Here is a 26,184-nt window from a genome sequence, read left to right on the forward strand (position 1 = left end):
TTCGCACACTCACATCCCAGGAGTTTTCGCCATGAACGCCACATCCAAGATCGCTCTCGTCACCGGCGCCACCCGCGGCATCGGCCTCGAAACCGTCCGCCAGCTCGCCGAAGCCGGCGTCCACACCCTGCTCGCCGGCCGCGACCGGCAGAAAGCGGTCGCGGCCGCGCTGACCCTGCAGACGCAGGGCCTGCCGGTGGAGGCCATCGCCCTCGATGTCACCGACGCCGACAGCATCGCCGCCGCGGTGCGCGAGGTCGAACAGCGGCACGGCCGGCTCGACATCCTCGTCAACAACGCCGGCATCCTCGTCGATGAATTCGGCCGCAAGGTGTCCGAGCAGGGCATCGACGTCTGGCGCAAGACCTTCGACACCAACGTCTTCGGCCTGATCGCCACGACCCAGGCGTTCCTCCCGCTGCTGCACAAGTCCGACGCCGGCCGCATCGTCAACGTCTCCAGCCTGCTCGGCTCGATGGCGCTGCACAGCGATCCCGCCTCGCCGATCTACGACTTCAAGGTACCGGCCTACAACGTGTCGAAGAGCGCGGTGAACGCGTGGACCGTGCAGCTGGCCTACGAGCTGCGCGACAGCCGCATCAAGATCAACACCATCCACCCCGGCTACGTGAAGACCGACATGAACGGCGGCGAAGGCGAGATCGACGCGCCCGCCGGCGCGCGCACCAGCGTGCGCCTGGCGCTGATCGACGACGCCGGCCCGAACGGCGGCTATTTCCACCAGGACCAGTCGCTGCCCTGGTAAGCCACGACGGACGACCGCGCACGGAAGCGCGAACGCCCCATTCCGGAGAACTCCCATGCCTCATCCGTCACCCGCGACCGCGGTCGTGCTGTTGAAAACCGCGGCGCTCACCCTCGCGCTGAGCGCCTGCGCCGCGGGACCGGACTTCGTCCGCCCCGATGCGCCCGCACCCGATCGCTTCGCGGCGTCGGCGTTGTACGCCGCCGAAGCCGCGCCCGCCGCGACAGACGGCGCCGCGTTCTGGCGCGGTTTCGGCGATCCGCAACTCGACGCGCTGGTCGACGATGCGCTGCGCGCGAATCACGATCTGCGCATCGCGCTCGCCCGCCTCGACCGCGCCGACGCGCTGTCGCGCGGTGCGAAGTTCGACCGGCTGCCGACGATCACCGCCGACGCCACCGCGAGCGATGGCCGCCAGAGCGTCGATCGGGCCGCAGGCGGGCCGCGCGATTACGAAACGTATGAAGGCGGCGCGCGTCTCGCCTGGGAACTCGATCTGTTCGGTCGCGTGCGTCGCGGCGTGGAAGCGCAGCGCGCCGAAACCGAGGCCACCCGCGCCGATCTCGCGGCGATGCAGGTCGCGGTGGTCGCCGACGTCATCGGCACCTACGCCGAGCTGCGCGGCCAGCAGGAGCGACTGCGCGTGGCCGAAGCCAACGCCGGGCTGCAGCGGGAAACGCTGCGACTGGTCGAAGCGCGGCTCTCCGCCGGCAGCGGCACCGAATTCGACACCGCCCGCGCCCGCGCGCAGCTCGAAGCGACGCTGGCGCGGGTGCCGGCGCTGCAGGCGTCGGTGGCGACGGCGACGCACCGCATCGCGGTGCTGACCGGGCGCACGCCGGACGCACTGGTCGCCACGCTGTCGACGCCGCAGGCACTGCCGCCGCTGCCGGCGACGCTCGCGGCGGACACACCCGCCGAGGTGCTGCGCCGACGGCCGGACATCGCCGCGGCCGAGCAGCGACTGCATGCGGCGACCGCGCGGATCGGGGTCGCCAGCGCCGAGCTGTTCCCGCGACTCACGTTGTCCGGCCTGCTCGGCGTGCAGTCGTTCGACGCCGACGCGCTGGGCGACAGCGGCAGCGGCACCCGCCTGGTCGCGCTGGGCATCGACTGGTCGTTCCTGGATGTCGGTCGGGTCCGCGCGCGGATCGCCGCGGCCGACGCCGACGCCCGCGGCGCGCTGGCGGGCTACGAGCAGACCGTCCTGCGCGCGCTGGAAGACGCCGAAAACGCGCTGGTCCGCCACGCCCGCTCCCGACAGGAGGACATCCACCTGGCCGCCGCCGCCGGCGACAGCGCCGAAGCCGCCCGCCTCGCCCGGCTGCGCTACGACGCCGGCGCCGCCGGCCTGCTCGACGTGCTCGACGCGGAGCGCACGCGGCTGCAGGCCGAGGACGCACTGGCCGAGGCCCGCACCCGCAGCGTGGTCAGCGCGGTGGCGGTCTATCGCGCCACCGCCGGTGGCTGGCCGGAACGCAGCCCGGACCGGATTCCGGTGGCGGGGCGCTGAACCGGCCGCGCCCGGCATGCAGGCCGACGGGCCCGCGGTTTCCCGGCTATGATCGGGCCGCCCGGATCCGCGGGCGGCATACGGGGGGTCGCATGCGCCGGTTCGCCCTGCTCCTGTCCATGCTCTGTGTGTCCATCGCACCCATGCGGCCGGCCGCCGCGGCCGAAGTGACCTCGGTCGAGGCGCTCGACATCACCCGCTATGCCGGGGAATGGCACGAGATCGCGCGCCTGCCGATGTTCTTCCAGCGCAAGTGCAAGGACACGATCACCGCTCAGTACATGCTGCGCGAAGACGGCATGATCGGTGTCCGCAATCGCTGCCGCACCGGGGACGACGAAATCGACGAGGTCGACGGCATCGCGCGCCGCGATCCGGAGCACCCCGGCCGGCTGGAAGTGCGTTTCGCGCCCGACTGGTTGTCCTGGCTACCGCTGACCTGGGCCGACTACTGGGTGATCGCGATCGACCCGGACTACCAGTGGGCGATGGTCGGCGAACCCGGCCGCGAATATCTCTGGATCCTGTCGCGCACCCCGGACATGCGCCAATCGCAGTTCGATGCGCTGAAGGCGCAGGCGACCGCCATGGGCTACGACCTCGCACCGCTGATCGTCAGCGCGCCGCTGCGCTGACCCGCGCCGGCCGGGTGCCGGAACGCCCGATGACCCGTCCCGCCGCCCCGACCTACCGGGGCGTACGGTCCGCGGCGGCTCGCGCTAGTATTGCGGCCCGGCAGATTTCGTGGAGCGCGCGATGCAGCGTTGGCAGTTCCGATCGACGGCGATCAGGGCGATGGCCCTCGCCATGTGCGTGCTGGCGGTCGCCGCCTGTTCCACCGGCCCGGTGAAGCGGGTGTCCGAACCCACCGCGAGCATCCAGCAGCTCACCGTCGGCGCCGACGGGCAGTGGACCGTCGAGCTGCGCCTGCAGAACTTCAGCAGCGTGCCGATGCGCTTCGAGCGCATCGCGCTCGACCTGCGCGCCGGCAAGGAATCCGCCGGCACGCTGCGCGCCGAGCCCGGCCTGACCATCGGCCCCGAAGCCGCCGATACCGCCGTGGTCAAACTCGTCCCCAGCGCCGCCGCGCGGCTGACCATCGCGGACGCGCTCGCCGATCGTCGCAGCCTCGATTACGGCCTCGAAGGCACGCTCGTCGCCTCGCCGCAGGATCGCAAGGCGCGCGACTTCGAGATCCGGCGCAACAGCGCGCTCAGCCCGGTCCCCGGCCTGCCCGGCGTGATGCGCTGATCGACCGCTCGACCGCGCGCTCGATGCGCACCGCGCGACTTCCTTTCTTCCTTTTCCTCACGACCGATCGCCCATGAACGCCTACAAAGCCCCGCTCGCCGATATCCGATTCGCGCTGTTCGACGTGCTCGACAGCGAACAGACCTTCGCCCGCCTCGGTTTCGGCGAGATCAACCGCGAACTGGTCGACGCCATCCTCGAGGAAGGCGCGCGCTTCACCGAAACCGTGATCGCGCCGCTCAACCACATCGGCGACCAGCACGGCTGCAGCCTCGACAAGGACACCGGCAAGGTGACCACGCCGCCGGGCTTCCGCGAGGCTTATCTGCAGTTCGCCGAAAACGGCTGGGCCGGACTCACCTCGCCCGCGGACTTCGGCGGACAGGGCATGCCGCATGCGGTCGGCGTGCCGGTGAAGGAAATGATCGACGCCGCCAACCTGGCCTGGGGCAACTTCCCCCTGCTCTCGCATGGCGCGACCGAAGCGCTGATGCATCACGGCGAGGACTGGCAGAAAGAGGTGTTCCTCAAGCCCATCGTCGAAGGCCGCTGGACCGGCACCATGTGCCTCACCGAGCCGCACTGCGGCAGCGATCTCGGCCTGCTCAAGACCCGCGCCGTACCCGCAGCGAACGGGGCCTACGCGATCACCGGCACCAAGATCTTCATCACCGCCGGCGATCACGATTTCACCGACAACATCGTCCACCTCGTGCTGGCCCGCCTGCCGGACGCGCCGGCCGGCAGCAAGGGCATCTCGCTGTTCATCGTGCCCAAGATCAAGGTGGACCGCGACGGCAACCTCGGCGACGCCAACGCGGTGCGCTGCGGCGCGCTGGAACACAAGATGGGCATCCACGCCTCGGCCACCTGCGTGATGAATTTCGACGACGCCGAAGGCTGGCTGATCGGCGAGCCGCACAAGGGCCTGATGGCGATGTTCACCATGATGAACACCGCACGCCTCGCGGTCGGCCTGCAGGGCCTCGGCCTGTCGGATCGCGCCTACCAGAACGCGCTGCGCTACAGCCGCGACCGCCTCCAGATGCGTTCGCTCTCCGGCGCGAAATTCCCGGAAAAAGCGGCCGATCCCATCATCGTGCATCCGGACGTGCGGCGCATGCTGCTGACCCAGAAGGCGCTGATCGAAGGCGGCCGCCTGCTCGGCTATCACGGCGCCTCGCTGGTCGACGAGCTCATGCACGCGGAGGATGCGGCGGATCGCGAGCGCGCCGACGCGCTGCTCGGCTTCCTGACCCCGATCGTGAAGGCCTGCCTCACCGAATGGTCGATCGAGTGCACGTATCACGCGCAGCAATGCTTCGGCGGCCACGGCTACATCCAGGAATGGGGCATGGAGCAGTTGGCGCGCGATGCCCGCATCACCACGATCTACGAAGGCACCACCGGCATCCAGGCGCTCGACCTGATGGGTCGCAAGGTGATGCAGCTCAAGGGCGCCGGCCTGCGCGTGTTCCTCGGCATGATCGAGGACTTCTGCAAGGCCGAGGCCGACAACGCCGCGGTCGCCGAATTCATCGGCCCGCTGCGCGAAGTGGCGCAGGAATGGCAGCAACTGACGATGCGCATCGGCCAGAACGCGATGGCCGACGCCGACGAGATCGGCGCCGCGGCCTGGGACTACCTGTTCTATTCGGGTTATGCCGCCCTCGCCTACTGGTGGGCGCGCAGCGTCGCCGCCGCCGAAGCCTCCGCGCATCCGCAGGCGTTCAAAAACGCCAAGCGCGAGACCGCACGGTTCTTCTTCGCCCGCATCCTGCCGCGCACGCGCACCCACGCCGCCGCGATCGCCAGCGGCGCCGCGCCGCTGATGACCCTGAACGCGGACGCCTTCGGCGAGTGACCCGCAGGCCATCGCCGGCCCCGCGGCCGGCGATGGCGACCACCGCAGCAGCCGCGACGGATCGTGCCGCGGTGCAGCGACACAATCGCAACGAAATGGGTATATGCTCGGCGTCCATATGGAGGCCGACACACCAACGTTGCGCCTGATCCCCGGGGCTCCGCAGCCTGGGCAGATCCCCCACCGGGCGGCCGATGACGCCCGGCGCGATGTCGTCGACACCGACGCCCCCCGACACACCGCTTTCGCGCACGTCACCGGCGCGGTCGCCGCACGACTCGATGCCGTCCGCCTGCTCTCGCTCGATGCCCATGGCCGCGTCCTCGACTGGATCAGCTGGCAGGACGCCGCCTGTCTCTACGCCCGCGGCGCGGTGGCCTGGACCCTCGGCGAGCCCTGCCTCAGCATCCACGGCGGCATCAGTCGCCTCACCGGCGAACGCAGCGTCCTCGAATTGCATCCCATCGTCGCCGCCCGCGGCCACGCCCGCGCGCATGCGCTCGACCCGACGCCGGCGCTGAGCAATCCCGCGCTGTTCGCGCGCGACCAGCATCTGTGCCTGTACTGCGGCAAGCATTTCAGCCGCCAGCTGCTCACCCGCGACCACGTCATGCCGCTGTCGCGCGGCGGTCGCGACGTGTGGGAGAACGTGGTGTCCGCATGCTTCCACTGCAATTCGCGCAAGGGCGGGCGCACGCCGCAGCAGGCGTCCATGCCGCTGCTGGCCGTGCCCTACCGGCCGAGCTGGATCGAGCACCTGATCATGTCGAACAGGAACATCCTGGCCGACCAGATGGCGTTCCTGAAGACGCATCTGCCGAAGAATCCACGCGGCACCCTCATCATCAGTTGATCGCCGCCATCCCTGGCGCGATATCGCATCTCCGCCATGCTCCGGCCCGGCCTTCCATGGCCGGGCGTTCCTCCGCGCCGCGAGCGATGCTCGCGAAGCGCGCGGACTCACCCACGCGGCACCCTCATCATCAGTTGATCGCCGCCATCCCTGGCGCGATATCCCATCTCCACCATGCTCCGGCCAGGCCTCCCATGGCCGGGCATGCCGCCGTGCCGCGAGTAATGCTCGCGAAGCGCGCGGACCCGGCCGCGACGGTCGACGGCCGATGTGAAGGACTTCCGCACAATCCGCGGCACCGGTCGCACTCTTCGTGCCCGCGAACCCCAAACTGACGCAGAAGGTAAGAAACCGCCGCAGCGCGCGCGTTGACGGGAAAAACCCACTTGGCGACACTTCGGTGTTCACGCAAAGCGGGTTGACATCAATGTCGTTGACACTGGGCCTGACCGGGATGGATCAACCCACCGAGCTCGCGCTGAAGGACGCCTTCAGCGACGCGAGCATCCGCGTCCGCGGCTGGTCGATGGTGGCGGAGGCCGATGCCGATTTCGTCATCGTCGACATGGACAGCATGTACGGTCCGATGAGCTGGCTGCGTCTGCACGCCGCCGGCAAACGCGTGATCGGCCTGACCTCGGCACCGCGGACCCAGGCCGATTTCCGTCTGCCCCGACCGTTCGATGGTCATGCGCTGGCGCTGGTGCTGGGTGAAATCGGCGGCGTGCCGGCCGCACCGGAACCGGAACCCGCGCCGGCCCCCGCCCCGCCCGCACCGGTCGCCGCGGTACCCGCACCCGCGGCCCAACCCGCACCGCCTCCCGCACCCGCACCGCCCGCGCCTGTCGCCGCCTCTCCGGCGCCCCCGGCACCGGCCCCGGCACCGCCCGCTCCGGCACCTGCACCTGCACCGCCCGCTCCTGCTCCGGTACCGGCCCCTCCGGCAGCGGCGCCCGAAGCGCCCGCACCGGTCGCAGCGGCACCGGTTGCAGCCGCCGCAGCCGACGCCGAGATCGAGCCCCCGGTGCCGAACACCCGCAGCACCGCCTTCGCGCATTGGCTGCGCCCCGGCGCCTTGACCGGCCGCGCCCGCTACCAGAGCGGCAAGGCGCCCGAGCTGCTCATCGATTTCTCCCAGCGCCAGTACTACGGCCCGGCCACGCTGAAGCCGCTGGCCGAGTATTTCGTCGCCACCGTCGGCCTCCGCGATTTCGAGCAGTTGGACGACCGCGCCTGGCAGAGCGCCATCGCGACGCTGGGCGCGCCGCTGCCGCTGAACCGCCTGCAGTGGTTCGGCGGGCTGCTGGCGGGCGAAGGCAAGCTGCTGCCGGGCTACAACCCCGAGGGCCGCTTCATCCTCGGCAAATGGCCTGAAACCGAGCGCGAATTCCCCCGCCACTTCCGCATCGCCACCGCGATGATGAAGGGCCCGCAGACCGTGGCCGAGATCGCCGCGGCCAGCAATGTGCCGGCGGCGGACGTGGTCGACTTCATCAACGCCAACCTCGCCACCGGCTTCGCCGAACAGCCGGGCGAAGGCGCGCCCACCGGCGGCGACACCCGGTCCGGCGGTCTCTTCGACCGCCTGCGCGGTCGCTGAGGAGGCATCGCGCCGGGGGCTGAACGCGACCCGCACGAGGTTTGTTGCCGCTATGTGTCGCGAGGGAGGACAATAGCGCGTTGTCCTCCGAACCCGCCGACGCCATCGTGATCGACTCCGCGCGCTACCCGCGCCTTTCGCGCATCGCCATCCCTGCCGATCTGCGCCAGTTCCCCGAGGACGAACTCGGGGCCGTCTGCGACGAACTTCGCGCCTATCTGATCGAATCGGTCGGCAAGAGCGGCGGCCACTTCGGCGCCGGCCTCGGCGTGATCGAGCTCACCGTGGCGCTGCACTATCTCTACGACACCCCCGACGACCGCATCGTCTGGGACGTCGGCCACCAGACCTATCCGCACAAGATCCTCACCGGCCGCCGCGACACCATCCACACGGTGAAGCAGAAGGACGGCGTCGCGCCGTTCCCGAAGCGCGAGGAAAGCGAATACGACACCTTCGGCGTCGGCCACTCGTCCACCTCGATCTCCGCCGCGCTGGGCATGGCCATCGCCGCCGCGCGCGCGGGCAGCGACCGCCGCATGGTCGCGGTGATCGGCGACGGTGCGATGACCGCGGGCATGGCCTACGAGGCCCTGAACCACGCCGGCGGCATGGACGAAGAACCGAATCTCCTGGTGATCCTCAACGACAACCAGATGTCGATCAGCGAGAACGTCGGCGGGCTGACCAAGATGCTCGGCCGGATGACCGGCAGCCGCACGCTCAACGCGCTGCGCGAAAGCGGCAAGAAACTGCTGGGCGACAAACGCACCAGCAAGTCGGCGCGTTTCGTGCGCCGCTGGGAAGAACACTGGAAAGGCATGTTCGTGCCCTCGACGCTGTTCGAGGAAATGGGCCTGCACTACACCGGCCCGATCGACGGCCACGACATCAAGTCGCTGATCGCGGCGCTGAAGACCCTGAAGACGATGAAGGGCCCGCAGCTGCTGCACGTGATGACCACCAAGGGCAAGGGCTACGACCTCGCCGAGGGCGACCAGATCGGCTATCACGCGGTCTCGCCGTTCGACCCCGAGAAGGGGCTCGTCGCGAAACCGGGCGCGAAGAAACCGACCTACACCGATGTCTTCAGCGACTGGCTCTGCGACATGGCCGCCGCGGACGAGAAACTGCTCGGCATCACCCCCGCGATGCGCGAAGGCTCCGGCCTCGTGCGCTTCAGCAGGGAATATCCGGATCGCTATTTCGACGTGGCCATCGCCGAGCAGCACGCGGTGACGCTGGCCGCGGGCATGGCCTGCGAAGGCGCGAAGCCCGTGGTCGCGATCTACTCCACATTCCTGCAGCGCGGCTACGATCAACTGGTCCACGACGTCGCGATCCAGAACCTCGACGTGCTGTTCGCCATCGACCGCGGCGGCGTGGTCGGGCCGGACGGCGCCACCCATGCCGGCAATCTCGATCTGAGCTATCTGCGCTGCGTGCCGAACATGGTGGTGATGGCGCCGGCCGACGAGAACGAATGCCGGCAGATGCTCACCACCGGCCACCGTTACCAAGGCCCGGCGGCGGTGCGTTATCCGCGGGGCACCGGCCCGGGAACCGCACTGCAGCCCACGCTCGACACGCTGCCCATCGGCAAGGCCGAGGTGCGTCGCCGCGGCGCGCGCGTCGCGCTGCTGGCGTTCGGCGCGATCGTGCCGGCGGCGGAGAAGGTCGGCGACGCGCTCGATCTCACCGTGGTCAACATGCGCTTCGTGAAGCCGCTGGACCGCGCGCTGATCCTCGAACTGGCGAAGACCCACGACGGCTTCGTCACCCTCGAAGACAACGTCGTCGCCGGCGGCGCCGGTTCCGGCGTGGCCGAACTGCTCGCCGAGACCGACGTGCGGTTGTCGATCCTGCATCTCGGCCTGCCGGACGCCTTCCAGCACCATGCCAGCCGCGAGGATCTGCTCGCCGAAGCGGGGCTCGACGCGGACGGCATCCGCGCCGCGGTGCTCGCGCGCTGGCCGGAGCTGATGCCGCAGCCGCAGGCCGACGCCCCGGCCGCGCGCGCCACGGGTTGATCACGAAAGCGCGCATCGGCCCGGGAGCGGCTGCGCTCGTCGGGCTCGCGCTCTGCGGCGCCGGTTTCGTCGCCGGGCGATATGCGGAGCCATCCGCCCGGATCGTCGCCACGCATGCGACGACGGCTCGCCCGCAGGCAGCGCCTGCGGCAGCGAACGATGTCGCGATCGGCTACACGCTGCCCAATACCCGCGTGCATCCGCTGCCCAACGCCGCGACCGGGCGCAAATACGAAGTCTGGGTCGATCTGCCGCCCTCGTATTTCGAGAACGACAGACCCTATCCCGTCGTCTTCACCACCGACGCCGACTATGGTTTTCCGCTGATCCGCAGCCTGCGGCGACGCATCGGCGCCAAGGGGCGCAACGTCGAGGATTTCGTGCTCGTCGGGCTGTCGTACGGCATCGGCGAACAATCGATGCCGAGCAAGCGCCGCGACTACACGCCGACCGATCCGTTCGCGCGCGGCGATGTCGCCGCCGGCGACTACGACCGCGCCAGCACCTATGGCCAGGCCGCGGCGTACCGCGACTACATCGAACGCGACGTGTTTCCGCTGATCGCCCGCGAATATCGCGTCGACATGCAGCGCAAGATCTACATCGGCCACTCGCTCGGCGGCCTGTTCGGCACCTATGTGCTGCTGACGAAACCGGCGATGTTCCGCCACTACATCCTCGGCAGTCCGTCGCTGTGGTTCGACCGGCGCACGATCTTCGATCTGGAAGCGGAGTACGCCGCAGCGCATCGCGATCTGTCCGCTGACGTGCTGCTTTCGATCGGCGCCTACGAAACCACCGGCAACGGTCCGCGTTACCTCGGTACCGACATGGTGGGCGACATGCATCGCTTCGAACGCGTGCTCGAAAGCCGCGGCTACCCGGCACTGCGCGTCGACAGCGAGGTGCTTCCCGACGAGGATCACCTCACCGTCCTGCCGCGCACGATCACCCACGGATTGCGCTGGGCGCTGCCGGGCACCGGACCGTACGAGGGCGGCTGAAGGGTTTCGTCAGCCTGTCGAACAACAGGCTGCAGGCGCCGCCATGGATTACTGCGACTCGAAAACCGCGCACGATGCGCGATTTTCGACGACCGCTTACGGCTCCTCGACCATGTAACCCTTCGCCACCAGCCGCTGCAGCAGGCCATTGGGCTGCAGCAGTTGGCTCATCGGCAGCACCGCGAAGGTCGTGTCGTTCTCGCGCAGCGCGCGCTCCGCGACCGCCATCCATTCGTTCTCGATCCGCGCCTGGAGATCCTGCATGCCCTGCTTGCGGGCGATCGCGGTGTCGGTGAACGCTTCGGTGCAGGCGATGAACTGGTTCCGGTACGGCAGATTGCGCAGGGCTTCGATATCGCCTTCGGCCCAGGCATTGGCGCGCAGGACCATGGTGTCCAGATCGGTTTCGATGCGGTCGAGCGTACGACGGAAGCATTCCTGATCGTTCAGCGTTTCGCGCGAGAAATCGCGCAGGGTCGCCTTCACGTCGGTGATCTTGATCTTCAGCGCCGGCTCGGTGATCTTCACCTTGCTGCGCTTCGCCGCCTTGCGCACGGTGTCGGCGATCGGCGTCTGCTCGGCCATGCCGCGGCGCGCGATCGCTTTTTCGTAGAGCGCCACCGCGGCGAACAGCGGCCGCCACTCCTCGATATCGCGATCGCCGCCGATATAGCGCTGCTTGAGCATGGTCCAGCGCGCGTACTCATCGGCCGGCAGCAGGTCGCCGAGCGTCTTGCCGTCGGGATTCTTGCGTGCCCGCAGCACCGATGGCAGCAGGGTGAGGCCACGGAAAAAGCCGACATCGGCATCGAGCTTCACCGTCGGCGGCATCAGCAGTTCCTGCGCTTCGCCGACCCGGCGCTGCACGTTCGCCGAGTCCCATTCCATCCGCTTGGGCAGCGGACTCTGGGTCCCGAGAATCCACATCGTGCGTTCGCCGCTGCGCACCTTCCACAGCCCCGGTCCGGGCTGACGACCGGCCACCAGGATGGCATCGATGTCCCGCAACCCGTCCGGCTGCGCGACTTCGCCGAGGTCTTCGGCAGGCGGGGCGCCGGCGGGCGGAGCGCTCTGGGCGAACGCGGCGGCGGACAGGGAACATCCGATGATCAACAGTCCGGAAAACAAGATGCGGCGCGACATGCGGTCATCCGTGCGTGAGGGGGCGGCGCAGTGTCCAACAAAAGTGCCCGGCGTGGTCGGGCATTCTGCATGGCGTTCAGCCGGGCGAGAGCTAACGTGGGGTCGCCGATGGCGACGTGCGATCCGGTCACGCCGCCTCCGCTCCGATCGGCAGCGCACCGCACCCTGTTCACCGCGCTGTCGAGGCCGGATTTCCGGCCCGCCGACGGCGACGAAGCGCGGCGGCACTTGGCCGCGCTCGACGACAAGTACGAACGCGCCATGGACGTCGTCGAGAACAGCCGCGACCTGGTCATCGGCTGCTTCGAGTTGTTCAGCAGCCGGACCGCGCTCGACACCAACGAGACCATGCGCACCCTCACCTTCCTGACCGTCCTCATCGGCGTGATGGCGGTCGCGGCCGGCGTGCTGGGCATGAATTTCGAAACGGCGTTCTTCGCATCAGAAGCGGGCTTCTGGTTCACCATCGCGCTGATGATCGGCTCGACGCTGGTCGCGTTGTTCGTGGCCAGACGCCTGCGCTGGATGTGAGCCAGACCATCCGGACCGGGCGCGTCGCGATCCGCACGCGGTCTTCCGGCCTTTTCCGCCGGAGGTGTTCCGCATCACGCTGACGCCTTTCCGGTCTGTCGACGATGGCCCGGCGGTTGTGCGGCGTCTTTCACGCTGCGGCCCGCCCCGCGTTCGCCCTGTTCGACATGCGCCGATTGGGGCTCGTGGTCGTCGTTGTCGCAGGTGTCGTTGTCGCCCGCCTCGGCTTTCTGCGGCATGCAGGTCGCGTGACGATGCATGCAAAGCGCATGCCGAAAGACGGCGATGTCACGCGGAACTCCACGTTTTCCAGTGTTTCCGGACGGGCACGTATCTTGCGTGATGTATCTCGGGCCACGCGCTCTTCATCCACGAGGAACGATTCATGCATCGCGCGCAGCGGCAACGGACGCCATATCGGCGCCCGACGTCCGACCGCGACTCACGTGGCGATGCCATACCGACAACGACAACGACAACGACCGGAGACGAAACATGCGAAGAGACATCCTGAAGACCCTGAAGAAAGAACACGATGCGCTGCGCGGCCTGTTCGCGGAGATCAACGACACCACCGACCGCGCCGAAAAGGGACGCGCGAAGCTGCTCGAAGCGATCGAGAGCAACCTGATGCCGCATGCGAAGTGGGAGGAGATCGTGTTCTATCCCGCGTTCGCGGAACGCGCCGACCGCGAGGGTCTGAAGACGCATGCCGAAGCCGTGCTCGAGCACCATGCGGTCGAACAGGTCGTGATTCCCGAAGTGCATGCCGCCGACGTCCAGACCCCCGAGTTCGCGGGACGCGTCAAGGTGTTCGGCGAGTTGATCGACCATCACGCGCGCGAAGAGGAAACCACGCTCTTCAAGATGGCGCGCAAGTTGTTCAGCGCCGAGGAACTGTCGTCGTTCGACGAACAGTACGAGGAATGGAAGCGGTCGAACACGGCAGCGATGGTCGTCGCCGGCGAGAAGGGAAAGATCGGGGTCAAGGCCGCGATCAAATCCATCGTCGGTTGATGACCCACAGACGACGCCGCGGCGCATGACCGGGCGGGCTGGACGATGCCGGAAGGACCCTCGATCCTGATTCTCCGGGAGACGCTGGCCCGCTTCACCGGCGCGGTCGTTCGCGAGGCCGGTGGGCGCGTCGCGCTGGATCTGACGCGCCTGCGGCATCGGCGCCTCCTGGCGGTGCGCAGCTGGGGCAAGCACCTGCTGCTCGAGTTCGACGGCTTCAGTCTGCGCTTGCACCTGCTGTTGCTCGGATCCTGCCGCATTGGCGATGCGACGACGCCATCGACAGGGGCGCCTGCGGTGTCGCTGCAATTCGATGACGGTACGCGGCTCGATTTTCACTCGGTGTCCGCGAAGTGGGTCGAAGGCAACCTCGATGCGCATTACGACGGATCCGCGGACATCCTGTCGCCCGCATGGGATGCGGAGGCCGCACACGGCAAGTTGAGGACCACACCTCACACCCTGGTCTGCGACGCGCTGCTCGATCAGGCGATCTTCGCCGGCGTGGGCAACATCATCAAGAACGAGGTGCTCTTCCGCGTGCGGATCCATCCGCTCAGTCGCCTCGGCGCCCTGCCCGATCCGCTGCTCGCGCGGATGATCGACGAGACCCGGATCTACGGCTTCGACTTCCTCGCGTGGAAACGGCAGAACGTGTTGAAAAGGCACTGGCAAGTGCATGAACAGCGGACTTGTCCGCTCTGCCACCGGGCCCTCGCGCGCATCGCGCAGCTCGGCAAGCGCAGGCGACGCAGCTTCCACTGCGATCACTGCCAGGCGTTTCATGTCCTGCCCACCCTGTTCGATGCCTCCCTGCGGAAACACGCGAGCGGCAATGCGCCGGCTTGATGCTGCGGTGACGGGAGCGATCCTCGCGAAGCCCGCGTCAGCAGTTCTGCTTGGGCAGGCATGCATGTTGCTGCATATTTTCCGATCGACACTGGAATCGCAGACGTGACCGACATCCTGAAACTAACGCTCGGCTGGGCGGCATCGGCCATCCTGTTGCTCACGCTGATCGCGCAGGTGCGATCGCAGTATCGCTCAGGCGCCACGCAGGGCGTCTCGCGGCGGCTGTTCGTCGGACAGATCGCATCGAGCGTCGGCTTTCTGTCATACAGCCTGCTCGTCGGCGATCGGGTGTTCGTCTTCACCAACGCCTGCATCCTCGCGACCGCCATCGCCGGCGAAATCGTGTATCTGCGCAACCGTCGTGCCGGCGCGAAGCACGGCGACACGGGTTGAACGGCCGTCTCCTCACACGCATGGCCGATCGGTCCCGCGCTCGAACTGGCGTTGCTCGGCGATGAACGGGAACCGGGTTGTTGAGTCGCGATGTCCTGCGTCGACGCTTCGCGATCGCCGCGATCCGCTTCGAATCATGCGTTTTCCATGTCGCGTCGCACGAGATCGTGCGCAACGCGAATTCGATTTTCTTCACTCAAGGGAAGATCCCGTCGCGTACGATGAGAATCAAGGGCATGTATCGTGCGGGCTGCACGCGGCAGCGATGCGCGCGATGCGAATCCCACGATCCACGGCCGTCGCGCCGATGGCTGGCCTCGTTTCCGGGCATGGCACGATTCTTGGATGTCATCCGTTGAGCGATATTGCTCGACTTCATCGGAAACGACATGAAAAATTCATGCACGCGTGCCGGCAAGGCATTGCTCATCGCGGGCGCGCTTCTCCTCAGCGCCTGCGATCGCCAGGAAAAACCGGAAGAGACCGCTGAAGACGTGGCCGCCGCGAAGGCCGAAGGCCAAGAAGAAATCGCGGATGCCGCGCGTGCGGCGAACGAATCGGCGGCAGAGAATGCGCACGATATCGCCGAGGCCGATGGCGCGTCCGATCGCCATGAGGCGGTTGCGGACGCACAGGAAGCCGCAGGCGACGCCAGCTACGAGGTGCGCATGGAGAAGGCGGAAGCGGCTCGCGAAATCGCGAAGGAAAAATGCGAATCGCTGCCGTCGGATCGTCAGGATGCGTGCAAGAATGCCGCCGACGCCGATTACGACAAGGCCAAGACCGCGGCGCAGCGCGCGGAAGATGCAGCGGACCTCCAGGCGGACAAGACGCGCAATACGCCCTGACGCCCCGGAATCGCGGCCGTCGCACGGCGAAGGTCCTCGATCGACTCACGCGCCGCGCATCGCACGATGCGCGGCTTTCCACATCACGAAACACCGGCGATGCGATCCGCACTGCCGTCCACTTATTTACGGAGAACTTCCATGGGCATCATCGTTTGGCTCATCATCGGCGGCATCGTCGGCTGGCTGGCCAGCATCATCATGAAACGGGATGCGCAGCAGGGCATCCTGCTCAACATCGTCGTCGGCATCGTGGGCGCTTTCCTCGCGGGCTGGTTCATCGCACCGCTGTTCGGGACCGCCACCATCAATGAAGGCCTGAGCGTCTCGAGCTTCCTGGTTTCCCTGCTCGGCGCGATCATCCTGCTCGCGATCGTCAACCTGTTCACGCGCGGCAGGGCCAAGTAAAGCGCCAGGCGAGGCAGTACGCCGACGGTGCGCTGCGTCGCCCCACGCCATGGGGCGGCGCAGCGACCTTTCGGAAAACCACGGCGACGCGAACCCGAGCCGCGCACCGCGCCAAATGAAATCCGTCGCCCACCGCGAGTGGAAGCGCTCCCGTTCGCCCCGCGGCGGCGCGGTCAGGTGCTGATGTGACCGCCACCATTGACGTGGATGGTCTGCCCGGTGATGTACGAACCGTCCTCCGACGCCAGGAACACGTAGGCCGGCGCGACTTCGGAGGGCTGGCCGGCGCGCTTCATCAGCGTCTTCGTCCCGAATTCGGCAACCTCGTCCGCATCGAAGCTCGCCGGGATCAGCGGCGTCCAGATCGGTCCCGGCGCGACCGCGTTGACCCGGATGCCGCGCTCCGCGACGGCCTGCGCCAGCGACAGCGTGAGGGTCTGGACGGCGCCCTTGGTCGCGGAATAGTCGAGCAGCTTCTTGTGGCCGCGGGCGGCGGTCACGGAAGTCGTATTGATGATCGACGCGCCCTCGGACATGTGCGGCAGCGCGATCATGGTGACGAACAGATAGGAGAAGACGTTGGTCCGGAACGTTTTCTCGATGGTCGCGGCATCGAGATCCTCGGGCGCGTCCACCGGGTGTTGTTCGCCGGCGTTGTTGACGAGAATGTCGATCCTGCCGAACCGGGAAAGCGTCTTCTCGACCAGCGCCTCCGCCGTACCATGATCGCCGAGGTCGCCGGCGAACAACAGACATTGCACGCCCTCTTCTTCGATCAGACGGCGCGTCTGCTCGGCGTCGCGGGTTTCGTCGAGGAAGGCGACGACCACATCGGCACCTTCACGAGCGAAATGCAGCGCGACCGCGCGACCGATGCCGCTGTCGCCGCCGGTCACGATCGCGACGCGCCCTTCGAGCTTCCCGGTGCCCCGATATCCTTCGCGGATCGACTTCGGCTGCGGATGCATCTGCGTCTGTTCGCCGGGCTGACGCGATTGGGTCTGCGGCGGCTGCTTCTGTTCGCCCTGCCCCTGCGCGTTCTGGTTTTCGTTCATCGGAATGCTCCTCGGTATGGGCCGGGCCGCACGCGTTCGCGCGCGATTCCCGCACCGCGTTGCGGAATGCTCCGAATTACGGCGCAAGACGCATGCCAACACCGCCGACGCACATTTCCGACGTCGACGATGGGGGACATGCAACACGATTCCAGTCGGTGCGCATTGATTCATCCGTCCAGGTGAGAACGCCGAAGACGCAGCGGATTCCGCCCGACGCGCGGCGCATTCCTGCTTCACCCATGGCATGCGTATCGCAACCATTTCCTTCGCTCTCGAACATGTTCGCGTGAACCGCGAATCGACGATCGATGGACGTTTTCTGCGTGCATCGCGCACGATGGACATGAAGCGATTCGGGCGTTGCGCAACCGCGCACAACGCGATGCATCGATACACGACCGTGCAACCGTGTGGCACGATTCTTGGTTGTCTTCTTGAACGACGGCGCGCGCAGACGATCGCTCACGATCGCCCTGCAGCCGTTTCCGCCGCCGATATCGCCTCTTCAACCCCCGCAGGAGATGATCATGAAAGACGAAGCCCGAGTGAAGGAACTGATCCAGATCGCAACGGACAGTGCGACGTTCTATTCGCGCGCACTGGAAAAGGTGGAGGATCCCAATGTGCGGCGCATCCTCACCGACATGGGACAGCACAAGCGCGACGTGGCCGTCTCGCTGCGCCAGGCGCTGCAGATCGACGACGCGACCGCCGACCCGAACGGCACCCTGTCCGGCGCCATGCGCCGCGCCTATGCCGATCTCCTCGCCCTGGTGTCCCCCGACGACGACAAGGTCTACGTGGGTCAACTCGAAGAGATGGAAGACAAGCTGCTGGAAAATCTCGAGGACGCCATCGAGGAAATCGAAGACCCGGGAATCCTCGCGATACTGCAGTCGCACCTGCCCAGGATCGCCGCCTGCCACAACGAGATGAGCGCATTGAAATCCACGCTTTCCTGATGCCGGACGACACCAGAAGCCGCGCGCATCGACGCGCGGCTTCTGGGTTTCACCATCAGTTCCGCACAGCGTGATCGAGCCGGCCGCGGCATCAATTATTCAGCCAGAAGCCTACTGTGGCTCATAACTCAACAGAATCTTATGCGGCCGGGGTAGCCTCAACCATATGAGCCGCCCAAGTCATTGATTGTGGGAATCAGTGCGCGAAAGTCGGACTTCAGTTGCCCCCAGTACTGCCCGGGATGGGCTGGCTTGTAGGGGAGACCGTGGGACGTTGCGGGATAGATTGAACTCTTTCTTTGGTTCGGGAGTGGGGACCTGCTTGGAGCGGCATGCAGCCAGGATCGGAAATTGGAAGTTGAACCTGACCCCATTTTTCGCCAGGGACAGGACACAGCCATGACATCGACGATCCGGATCTGCACCGCTCTGCTGCTGGCTTTGGCGCTGGCGGGCTGCGAACAAGTGGCGCACCGCCAGAAGGCAGGTGCGCTGGAGATCTTCGGTGCCCTGGTCGCGCGCGATCCCGCCGGGCGCACCGGTCGCGGCGGGATTCCTGACCATCCGCAATACCGGCGATGCCGACGACAGGCTGGTCGCCATCCGTAGCGACGCCGCGGACCGCGTGGAAATCCACGAGGTCCGACACGAAAACGGCATGGCCCGCATGCGCCCGTTGAAGGACGGCCTGCCGTTGCCGGCGGGCGAAACCGTGGTCCTCAAACCCGGCGACTACCACTTGATGTTCATCACCCCGCGGGACGGGTTCGTGGCGCGCGGAACGGTCGACGCAACGCTCGTGTTCGAGACGGCGGGCAGCCTCGACGTGGCGTTCGATGCGCGCCCGTTGGATGCGAGCGGCACGGTCGCCGATGGTGGACACGCCCACCATTGAAGTCGCCACGTCCTGTCAGGGGCGATGCGTCCGGATCGGGCATCGACCCGATGAGCGAAGGGGTGTTGAACGGCGTGGATTCCGGAGGATGAGCGGCCGATGTCCTGCCGCCGCAAGGCGTCAGGACGGCGTCGCCGGCGCGGACGCCGCTTCGCGCATTGGCGCGAGCACCTCGGCCATCCCTGCCAGCGTCGGGTGCGCTTCGATGCTGTCGTAAGTCAGCGCGATGCCCGACGCTTTCCTGATCGCATAAAGCAACTTGATGCCGTCGAGGGAACTTCCGCCCAGATCGAAGAAATCGGCTTGCGGCGGAATGCGCTCGGCCTGGAGTACCGATGACCAGATCCCGGCCAGCCACGCCTGGCATTCGGTCGCGTACCCGATCTCGACATCGTCGGTCCCGGTGGCGAGCTCGCGCGACATCAGATCGGACACGTCGATCTTGCCGTTCGGGGTCAGCGGCATCGATTGCAGGCGAACGATGTGCGCGGGCACCATGTACGCCGGCAACCGCTCGCACAGCGTACGCTCCAACGCCGCGGGATCGAATTCGGCCCTGGCAACCACGTAGGCGACCAGCATTTCGCCGGTCGCGCCGGCCCCCGGGCGCAGACTGCGCGCGACCACGGCGCAGTCGCGGACCATTCCGGAGCGCAGCAGGACCTGTTCGATCTCTTCCAGTTCGATCCGGCGTCCGCGAATCTTGACCTGCCGGTCGATGCGCCCGAGATAATCGAACGCGCCATCCTCGCGCTGGCGGACCAGATCGCCGGTGCGGTACAGCCGATCCGGAGGCGCGCTTTCGGCGAACGGATCGTCCATGAACGCCTTGCGGGTCGCCTCGGGGTTGTTGACATAGCCGCGTCCGACCGCGATGCCGGCGACGCACAGTTCGCCCGGTTCGCCCGGTTCGCACAGGCGCAGCGGCGACACGCCCTCTTCGACCACGTACAGGCGGATGTTGGCGATCGAATGTCCGATCGGAACACGGATGTCGCTTTCGTCGGGAGGCGTGCGCATCCAGAAATGGGTGACATCGTCGGAACACTCGGTCGGCCCGTAGGCATTCACGATCGGCACGGCTGGAAACCGCGCCAGCCAACCGCGGCACACGCTCGGTTCGAGCGCTTCGCCGGTGAGCATGAGCACGCGAAGCCGGTCCAGGGCGCCTTCCCGCGGCGACTCGCCGCCGTCGAACATCGCGAGCGCCGACTTGATCAGCGACGGCACCGCTTCCAGCAGGGTGATGCCGTGGGCGGAAGCGTAGCCGAACAGCGCGACGGGATCGTGCGCGATCGCGTCGCGCACGATATGCACCTCGCCACCGACGAGCAGCGGGCAGAGGAATTGCCATACGGAAATATCGAAACATTGCGGCGCGTTCTGGACCAATCGATCGCGATCGTCCATCCGCAGTTCGTCCAGCTTGCACTGCAGATGATTGAACATTCCCCGATGCTCGACCATCGCCCCCTTGGGCCGACCGGTCGAGCCGGAGGTGAAGATGACGTAGGCGAGATCGCCGGGCCGGATGGCGATCGGAAGATCGTCGTCGACATGGGCGGAGACATCCTCTTCCAGATCGACGATGCGCAGGTTCGGATTTGAAGCGAGCGCCGCCGCTTCGCGCAGCGTGGCCGAGGCCGCGCCCGATACCAGCGCGGTGCCGCTTCCGGATTCGGACAGCACCTCGGACACGCGCCCGACAGGCCAGTTCGGATCGATCGGCAGATACGCGCCTCCTGCCTTGAACACCGCGAGAATGCCGATCAGGAATTCGAGGCTGCGCTCTGCGTGGATCGGCACGATGGCGTCGGTACGGACGCCCTCGGCGGACAGGCGCCTCGCCAAACGATTGGCGGCGGCGTTGAGTTCGCGATACGTGCGGCGGCGATCGTCATCCACCACCGCGACCGAATCGGAATATTCCCGGACGCATCGCTCGAATTCCGACACGAAATCACTGCTCACTTGCTCGATTCCCATTCGTTTGGTTTCTCCTGCCGCTGCCGAAATCACCAGGATGCGATCGCATCGGACGCGCTTCGCCGGCGATCAGAGCTCGATCGCAGCGACATCCGAGCGCATGGGCTGATCGTCGTCGGACCACGTCGTCGGACCACGTCGCCGGACCACGCCGCCGGTGATGCCGATAGTCTAGCAGGGCGATGCGCGGCGATCGCCACGATGCTCCGATGCTCCGATGCTCCGATGCTCCGATGCTCCGATGCGCCGCATGCGTCCGCAGCCGATTCGCGGTCTCGACGCGAGCCCGGGATGGATGGCTGCAGCAGCGCCTTGACGGACGCGGTCGATATCGACGCGGGGGTCGCAGGATCGGCCGGATCCGGATCAACGCAATCGACGCGCGTCAAGCCTGTCGACAGCGCGCACCGGAGCTGTTCGCGCGAATCACGATTCGACCGGCGACTCGCACAATGCAATAGCGACGTCAAGGCATGGTGGATCGACCGCACGGTAACGACCACGACACGATAATGCCGTGTGATAAAGTACGTCCATAGGGAAATAAACGGAGTTTGGATATGTTTCCATGGAAGCGTGCGGCATTGCTGCTGTTCCTGTTGATGGCGGCGACACCGGCGAAGTCCATCGAAATAGACGGAAAAATCGATCCCACGGAATGGCGCGATGCGGAACGCATCACCGATTTCCGCCTCAATCAGCCGATGTCGCTGGCGCCCGCGCCGTATCCGACCGAAGCCTGGTTGATGGCCACGCCGAAAGGGCTGGCGGTCGCGTTTCGCTGCACGCAGCCGGCCTCGATCGCACGAACCCGCCAACGCACGCAACGCGACGAGTTCGCGCCGCACGATCGCGTCAATGTCTACCTCGATTTCGACGGCGACGGCCGGATCGGCTATCACCTGCGCGTATCGCTTTCGGACGGCATCGGCGACGCCACCATCGCCAACGAGAACGAGATCTCCGGCGACTGGGACGGCCACTGGCTGCACGCCACCAGCGAAACCGAATCCGACTGGTCGGCCGAGCTGCTGATTCCCTGGCATATCGCGCCGATGCGCGAGGGCGAAAACGGCAAGCGCAGACTCGGCATCATGCTGGACCGCGTGGTCGGCGCGACCGGCGAACGCATGGCCTGGCCGGCGATCGAATTCCTGGGCCCGCGTTTCATTTCCGGCTTCAACAAGGTCGAAGTCCCCGCCTACAGCCAGTCGCTGCTCGCGCTGACGCCGTACGCGGTCGGTCTCTACGACAATGTCGACGGCAGTTCCGACGTCAGCACCGGTCTGGATCTGTACTGGAAGCCGAGCGGTCGCTTCCAGCTCGGGGCCACGATCAATCCCGACTTCGGCCAGGTCGAAAGCGACCGCCTGACCGTGAATTTCGGCGCGATCGAAACCTTCTACGACGAAAAGCGCCCGTTCTTCACCGAGAACCAGCGCCCTTTCGACGTATCGTTCGGGTCGTTGGACTCGAGCAATCGGCTGATCCATACCCGCCGGATCGGCAGTCTCACCGCCGATGGCGGCGGCTCGACCGACGTGGGCGCTGCGGTCAAATTCAACGGAAACATCGGTCGCCTGAACTACGGCATCTTCGCGGCCGACGAGGATGGCGCCGCGGGGCGCGCTTTCTACGCGCTGCGCGCGACCCGCGATTTCGCCGCCCAGGGCCTGGGCATGCTCTGGACCCGGGTCGACAATTCCGGGATCGACCGTCGCGCCGACGTGTACGCGCTCGATCACCGGTGGACCCTGGCCCAAGGCTGGTCGATTCGCAGCGCCGTGGTCGGCTCGCGGATCGAAGCCGACGGCGCCCGCATGCACGACAGCGGCGCGCAGCTGCGCGTGAACGTGGACAACGGCAACGATTGGCGACAACAGCTTTACCTGCTCCACCTCGGTGCCGACTTGTCGCTGAACGATTTCGGCTACCTCGCGCGGAACAATCTCAACGAGGCGCGTTACTCGGTATCGCGTCGCTTCACCGCGCCGCGCACGGCCGGTTATGCCGCGATCGACTGGGAGCTGGAAATGGCCCATCTGAGGGACGATCGCGGCAATGCGCTCGTCACCCAGGCGAAGGTGAATCGCGCCGGCAATCTGCTCAACGGCGGCCAGGATTACCTGAGCCTCAGTGGCTCCGGTTCGTACATCGACGATCTGATCACCCGCGGCAACGGTTCGGTCAGGCTTCCGCCGAAACTCTCCGTTTACTACGAGCGATTCAGTCCCAAACAGGAAAACCGGTCCGTGGACTGGTTCTGGTACGCGCGCTACTTCGCCGAAGGGCCGGACGGCGTCGACAGCGGAGGCGTCGAACTCTACGTCGAGCCCAAATACCATTTCAGCGATCACCTCAACGTATCCGCGGGCCTGCTGGTGCAGCGCAACCCGGACTGGCTGCTGTGGCTCGACGGGGATCGTCTGGCGACCTATGCCTCCGACCTGGTCCAGCTCAATCTGAGCAGCGTCTGGATGATCGGTTCGCGGCAGGAACTGCGGGTACGTCTGGAAGCGCTCGGTCTGGATGCGGATGCCCGGCGCGGCCTGCGCGCGCGCGCCGACGCGACGCTCGTGCCGATCGCCGGACCAGTGGCGGACTTCGCGCTGCGCACGCTGGGCTTCCAGATCCGCTATCGCTACGAACTGGCTCCGCTTTCGCATCTCTACATCGCCTACGTCCGTGGCGGTTCCTTCGCGAACGAATCCCTGGGCGGCGTCCGCGGCGCCGGCGAGGAATTCCTCGACGCGTTCTCGCTGCGCGACAGCGAACAACTCCTGATCAAGCTCGTCTACCGATTCGAAATCTGACCTTTCCGCGCCTGACCCGAACCCCGCCGAGCCCCGGCAACGCATGGGCTCGCCACGCATCCGAAACCACACTCACCGCCGAACGCGAAATCGGCACCGGGATCGATCGCTGATCCCAAAGGAGACTATGCTTTCAGGAGTACTTCACACCATCGGCGACACGCCCCTGGTCACATTCGACAGACTCAGGCCGGGAGAGGCGTTCCGGATCCACGGCAAGCTCGAATCCTTCAACCCCAGCGGCAGCATCAAGGATCGGACTTCGCTGCAGATCATCGAAGCGAGCATCGCATGCGGCCAGATCGGACCGCAGACGACGGTCGTCGAGTCCAGCTCCGGGAATTTCGGCATCGGTCTGGCCCAGGTCTGCCTTTACCACGGACTGAGGTTCATCTGCGTGGTCGATCCGAAGATCACCCCGCAGAACGCGAATATCCTCCGCGCGTATCGTGCGGAACTGGATATCGTCACCGCGCCCGATCCGGCCAGCAACGAATTCCTGCCGGCGCGGCTCAAGCGCGTCCGCGAACTGTGCGATTCGATTCCCGACAGCTTCTGGCCGAACCAGTACGCGAACCTCGACAATCCGGCCGCGCACCGGGCGACGATGCGCGAAATCGTCGAACAGCTGGGCAAAGCCCCGGATTACCTGCTGTGCGCCACGGGAACCACCGGATCGCTGCGCGGCTGTGCCGAGTACCTGCGCGAGATCGGCGCTGCGACGAAAGTCGTCGCGGTCGATGCGGTCGGCAGCGTGATCTTCGGCGACCAGCCGCGCAAACGCCTGATCCCGGGCCACGGCGCGGCGCTCGTGCCCAAGCTGCTGGATCCTTCGCTGGTCTCGCAGGTCGTCCGCGTCACCGACATGGAATGCGTCATCGGCTGCCACAACCTGCTCGAACGCGAGGCGCTGCTCGCCGGCGGATCGTCCGGCGCGATCGTGTCCGCGCTGGAAAAAATCTCCGGCGAGATCCCCGCAGGCGCCGACGTCGTGCTCCTGCTGCCCGATCGCGGCGACCGTTACCTCGATTCGATCTACTGCGACGTCTGGGTCGAAAGGAACCTCGGCAGTCCGACACTCCGCTCCACCACCGAAACCAAGCCGGATCTGCACTATGCATGACAATCGCATCAGCCTCATTACCGGAGAATCGATCGATCGCGCCCTCGACGGAAAACAGCGCGCGATCATCGATCGCATCCGCGACGCTTACCTCGCGTTCGCGCGCGGAAAGAGCTGCCTGCCGCATTCGACGTTCGTGACCTTCGAGGAGTCCTCGCCGGATCGCATCATCGCGCTGCCCGCCTATCTCGGCGGAGATCGCGAAGTCGCGGGAATCAAATGGATTTCGTCGATTCCGTCGAACGACGCCCGCGGACTCGACCGCGCTTCCGCGATCATCGCGATCAACGACCGCGTGACCGGCCGAGTCAAGGCGGTCATGGAAGGATCGATCATCAGCGCCAAGCGGACCGCGGCCAGCGCGGCGCTGGCGGCATCCCACCTGCACCGCGACAAGGGCGTGAGCGGGGTCGGATTGGTCGGCCTCGGCTTGATCGGTCTGGAGACCGTGCGCTTCCTCCGCGAAGAGTTTCCGTCGATCGGCCGCATCCATGCGCACGACATCGACCGGTCGCGATTCGACCGTTTCGCCGATACCTGCCGACGCCTGTGGCCCGGGATCGAAGTGATCTTCGCCGAGCGCGCGATCGATGCCTTGTCCGCGTCGACCCTGGGCATCCTCGCCACGACCGCGAAAACGCCGCACATCGAAAGCCTCGAAGGCGTCTCCGACGATGCCGTGATCCTGCATCTGTCGCTGCGCGATCTCGCGCCCGAGATCATCCTCGCCTGCAACAACGTCGCCGACGATGTCGATCATGTCTGCAGGGCGAGGACGTCGGTACATCTGGCTTTCGATCGGGTCGGAAACACCGACTTCATCGTCGGCCTGGTCGACGCCATCGAGGATCCCGGGTCGTACCGCAAGCGGCAGGCGCCGACCATCTTCAGTCCGTTCGGGCTGGGCGTGCTCGACATGGCGCTGGCGGACATGGTGCTCGACGAGATCGGCACCTCGGCGGATGCCGTGGTGGAAGAGTTCTATCCGCCGCATTGGGCATCGCGGATGTGACGGCGCGGGCGGGACGTTGCGAGCCCATGCGCAGCGTCCCGCCCGCGATCCCGGGACCGAGACTGAAGTATCCCCACTTTTTCGCTCAGTAGATCATCGGGTTACGATCATTCTGGATACGACTGTCATCCCGAGCCGCAGGCGAGGGACCTGTTTGTGATCGATTCGAATCCAACTCGCTACGCAGGCTAACGGAACGATCTGCCGCATGGCCTTGGTTTCGCTCGCTGCCGTGAGCGAGTCACTTTTCTTTGCTTGTGCC

The 26,184-nt window shown here is 66.6% G+C and carries 25 protein-coding genes; 21 read left to right on the top strand and 4 right to left on the bottom strand.

Going from position 1 to position 26,184, the window contains the following annotated elements:
• Positions 1 to 31 precede the first annotated feature (31 nt).
• From ABD974_RS01575 to ABD974_RS01615, 9 genes are all read left to right on the top strand, one after another.
• Positions 32 to 766: an SDR family oxidoreductase gene (locus ABD974_RS01575; protein WP_345301512.1), complete on the top strand. Its 735-nt coding sequence runs from the start codon at positions 32 to 34 to the stop codon at positions 764 to 766.
• Positions 767 to 821: 55 nt separating this feature from the next.
• Positions 822 to 2,279, top strand: coding sequence for an efflux transporter outer membrane subunit (locus tag ABD974_RS01580; protein WP_345301513.1), 1,458 nt, complete (start codon positions 822 to 824; stop codon positions 2,277 to 2,279).
• 92 nt (positions 2,280 to 2,371) lie between these two features.
• The gene (locus tag ABD974_RS01585) at positions 2,372 to 2,914 is read left to right on the top strand and encodes a lipocalin family protein (RefSeq protein ID WP_345301514.1); all 543 of its coding nucleotides are present in this window, start codon (positions 2,372 to 2,374) and stop codon (positions 2,912 to 2,914) included.
• A gap of 160 nt (positions 2,915 to 3,074) precedes the next feature.
• Complete coding sequence (locus ABD974_RS01590) at positions 3,075 to 3,530, top strand: LEA/WHy family protein (RefSeq protein ID WP_345301515.1); 456 nt, start codon at positions 3,075 to 3,077, stop codon at positions 3,528 to 3,530.
• A gap of 73 nt (positions 3,531 to 3,603) precedes the next feature.
• Entirely contained in the window at positions 3,604 to 5,394 is a 1,791-nt protein-coding gene (locus ABD974_RS01595; RefSeq protein ID WP_345301516.1) for an acyl-CoA dehydrogenase C-terminal domain-containing protein, read from the top strand.
• Positions 5,395 to 5,497: 103 nt separating this feature from the next.
• Positions 5,498 to 6,247, top strand: coding sequence for an HNH endonuclease (locus ABD974_RS01600; protein WP_425562609.1), 750 nt, complete (start codon positions 5,498 to 5,500; stop codon positions 6,245 to 6,247).
• A 427-nt stretch (positions 6,248 to 6,674) separates the two neighbouring features.
• Positions 6,675 to 7,847, top strand: a complete 1,173-nt coding sequence (locus ABD974_RS01605) for a hypothetical protein (protein WP_345301517.1) — start codon at positions 6,675 to 6,677, stop codon at positions 7,845 to 7,847.
• Positions 7,848 to 7,954: 107 nt separating this feature from the next.
• Positions 7,955 to 9,877, top strand: a complete 1,923-nt coding sequence (gene dxs, locus ABD974_RS01610; RefSeq protein ID WP_345301940.1) for a 1-deoxy-D-xylulose-5-phosphate synthase — start codon at positions 7,955 to 7,957, stop codon at positions 9,875 to 9,877.
• Entirely contained in the window at positions 9,874 to 10,881 is a 1,008-nt protein-coding gene (locus tag ABD974_RS01615) for an alpha/beta hydrolase (protein ID WP_345301518.1), read from the top strand. The genes dxs and ABD974_RS01615 overlap by 4 nt, the downstream gene beginning before the upstream one ends.
• Before the next feature lie 96 nt (positions 10,882 to 10,977).
• On the opposite strand, the gene ABD974_RS01620 is transcribed toward ABD974_RS01615, so the two are convergent.
• A complete protein-coding gene (locus ABD974_RS01620) occupies positions 10,978 to 12,024 on the bottom strand; it encodes a TraB/GumN family protein (RefSeq protein WP_345301519.1) in 1,047 nt (348 codons plus the stop codon).
• A 108-nt stretch (positions 12,025 to 12,132) separates the two neighbouring features.
• Between ABD974_RS01620 and ABD974_RS01625 the strand changes: the two genes are divergently transcribed.
• Complete coding sequence (locus ABD974_RS01625; RefSeq protein ID WP_345301520.1) at positions 12,133 to 12,555, top strand: CorA family divalent cation transporter; 423 nt, start codon at positions 12,133 to 12,135, stop codon at positions 12,553 to 12,555.
• Between the two features lie 74 nt (positions 12,556 to 12,629).
• On the opposite strand, the gene ABD974_RS01630 is transcribed toward ABD974_RS01625, so the two are convergent.
• On the bottom strand, positions 12,630 to 12,794 hold the full coding sequence (locus ABD974_RS01630) for a hypothetical protein (protein WP_345301521.1): 165 nt from the start codon (positions 12,792 to 12,794) through the stop codon (positions 12,630 to 12,632).
• Positions 12,795 to 13,050: 256 nt separating this feature from the next.
• On the opposite strand from ABD974_RS01630, the gene ABD974_RS01635 reads away from it, so the two are divergent.
• From ABD974_RS01635 to ABD974_RS01655, 5 genes are all read left to right on the top strand, one after another.
• The gene (locus ABD974_RS01635) at positions 13,051 to 13,572 is read left to right on the top strand and encodes a hemerythrin domain-containing protein (RefSeq protein WP_345301522.1); all 522 of its coding nucleotides are present in this window, start codon (positions 13,051 to 13,053) and stop codon (positions 13,570 to 13,572) included.
• A 45-nt stretch (positions 13,573 to 13,617) separates the two neighbouring features.
• On the top strand, positions 13,618 to 14,421 hold the full coding sequence (locus tag ABD974_RS01640) for a DNA-formamidopyrimidine glycosylase family protein (RefSeq protein ID WP_345301523.1): 804 nt from the start codon (positions 13,618 to 13,620) through the stop codon (positions 14,419 to 14,421).
• 105 nt (positions 14,422 to 14,526) lie between these two features.
• Positions 14,527 to 14,817 carry a hypothetical protein gene (locus ABD974_RS01645; protein WP_425562610.1) on the top strand — a complete coding sequence of 97 codons (291 nt, stop codon included), beginning with the start codon at positions 14,527 to 14,529 and terminating at the stop codon, positions 14,815 to 14,817.
• Between the two features lie 365 nt (positions 14,818 to 15,182).
• Positions 15,183 to 15,665 (top strand): hypothetical protein, encoded by a 483-nt coding sequence (locus ABD974_RS01650; protein WP_345301524.1) that lies wholly within the window; start codon positions 15,183 to 15,185, stop codon positions 15,663 to 15,665.
• A gap of 141 nt (positions 15,666 to 15,806) precedes the next feature.
• Positions 15,807 to 16,073, top strand: coding sequence for a GlsB/YeaQ/YmgE family stress response membrane protein (locus ABD974_RS01655; protein WP_345301525.1), 267 nt, complete (start codon positions 15,807 to 15,809; stop codon positions 16,071 to 16,073).
• A 173-nt stretch (positions 16,074 to 16,246) separates the two neighbouring features.
• Here ABD974_RS01655 and ABD974_RS01660 read toward each other — a convergent pair whose 3' ends face one another.
• Positions 16,247 to 17,128, bottom strand: coding sequence for a glucose 1-dehydrogenase (locus tag ABD974_RS01660; RefSeq protein WP_345301526.1), 882 nt, complete (start codon positions 17,126 to 17,128; stop codon positions 16,247 to 16,249).
• A gap of 437 nt (positions 17,129 to 17,565) precedes the next feature.
• Here ABD974_RS01660 and ABD974_RS01665 point away from each other — a divergent pair, with 437 nt between their 5' ends.
• From ABD974_RS01665 to ABD974_RS01675, 3 genes are all read left to right on the top strand, one after another.
• On the top strand, positions 17,566 to 18,093 hold the full coding sequence (locus ABD974_RS01665) for a PA2169 family four-helix-bundle protein (RefSeq protein ID WP_345301527.1): 528 nt from the start codon (positions 17,566 to 17,568) through the stop codon (positions 18,091 to 18,093).
• Between the two features lie 399 nt (positions 18,094 to 18,492).
• The gene (locus tag ABD974_RS01670; RefSeq protein ID WP_345301971.1) at positions 18,493 to 18,702 is read left to right on the top strand and encodes a hypothetical protein; all 210 of its coding nucleotides are present in this window, start codon (positions 18,493 to 18,495) and stop codon (positions 18,700 to 18,702) included.
• Complete coding sequence (locus ABD974_RS01675; protein WP_345301942.1) at positions 18,656 to 18,988, top strand: copper chaperone PCu(A)C; 333 nt, start codon at positions 18,656 to 18,658, stop codon at positions 18,986 to 18,988. The genes ABD974_RS01670 and ABD974_RS01675 overlap by 47 nt, the downstream gene beginning before the upstream one ends.
• Before the next feature lie 120 nt (positions 18,989 to 19,108).
• On the opposite strand, the gene ABD974_RS01680 is transcribed toward ABD974_RS01675, so the two are convergent.
• On the bottom strand, positions 19,109 to 20,959 hold the full coding sequence (locus tag ABD974_RS01680; protein WP_345301528.1) for a non-ribosomal peptide synthetase: 1,851 nt from the start codon (positions 20,957 to 20,959) through the stop codon (positions 19,109 to 19,111).
• 575 nt (positions 20,960 to 21,534) lie between these two features.
• Between ABD974_RS01680 and ABD974_RS01685 the strand changes: the two genes are divergently transcribed.
• The 3 genes from ABD974_RS01685 to sbnB all read left to right on the top strand — a co-directional run bounded on the left by ABD974_RS01685 (position 21,535) and on the right by sbnB (position 25,922).
• Positions 21,535 to 23,787: a DUF5916 domain-containing protein gene (locus ABD974_RS01685; RefSeq protein ID WP_345301529.1), complete on the top strand. Its 2,253-nt coding sequence runs from the start codon at positions 21,535 to 21,537 to the stop codon at positions 23,785 to 23,787.
• Positions 23,788 to 23,914: 127 nt separating this feature from the next.
• Positions 23,915 to 24,910 (top strand): 2,3-diaminopropionate biosynthesis protein SbnA, encoded by a 996-nt coding sequence (gene sbnA / locus ABD974_RS01690; protein WP_345301530.1) that lies wholly within the window; start codon positions 23,915 to 23,917, stop codon positions 24,908 to 24,910.
• The gene (gene sbnB / locus ABD974_RS01695; protein ID WP_345301531.1) at positions 24,903 to 25,922 is read left to right on the top strand and encodes a 2,3-diaminopropionate biosynthesis protein SbnB; all 1,020 of its coding nucleotides are present in this window, start codon (positions 24,903 to 24,905) and stop codon (positions 25,920 to 25,922) included. Before sbnA ends, sbnB begins: the two co-directional genes overlap by 8 nt.
• Positions 25,923 to 26,184 lie beyond the last annotated feature (262 nt).

It is taken from the genome of Lysobacter hankyongensis (genome assembly GCF_039543145.1).
Taxonomy (GTDB): Bacteria; Pseudomonadota; Gammaproteobacteria; order Xanthomonadales; family Xanthomonadaceae; genus Lysobacter_I; species Lysobacter_I hankyongensis.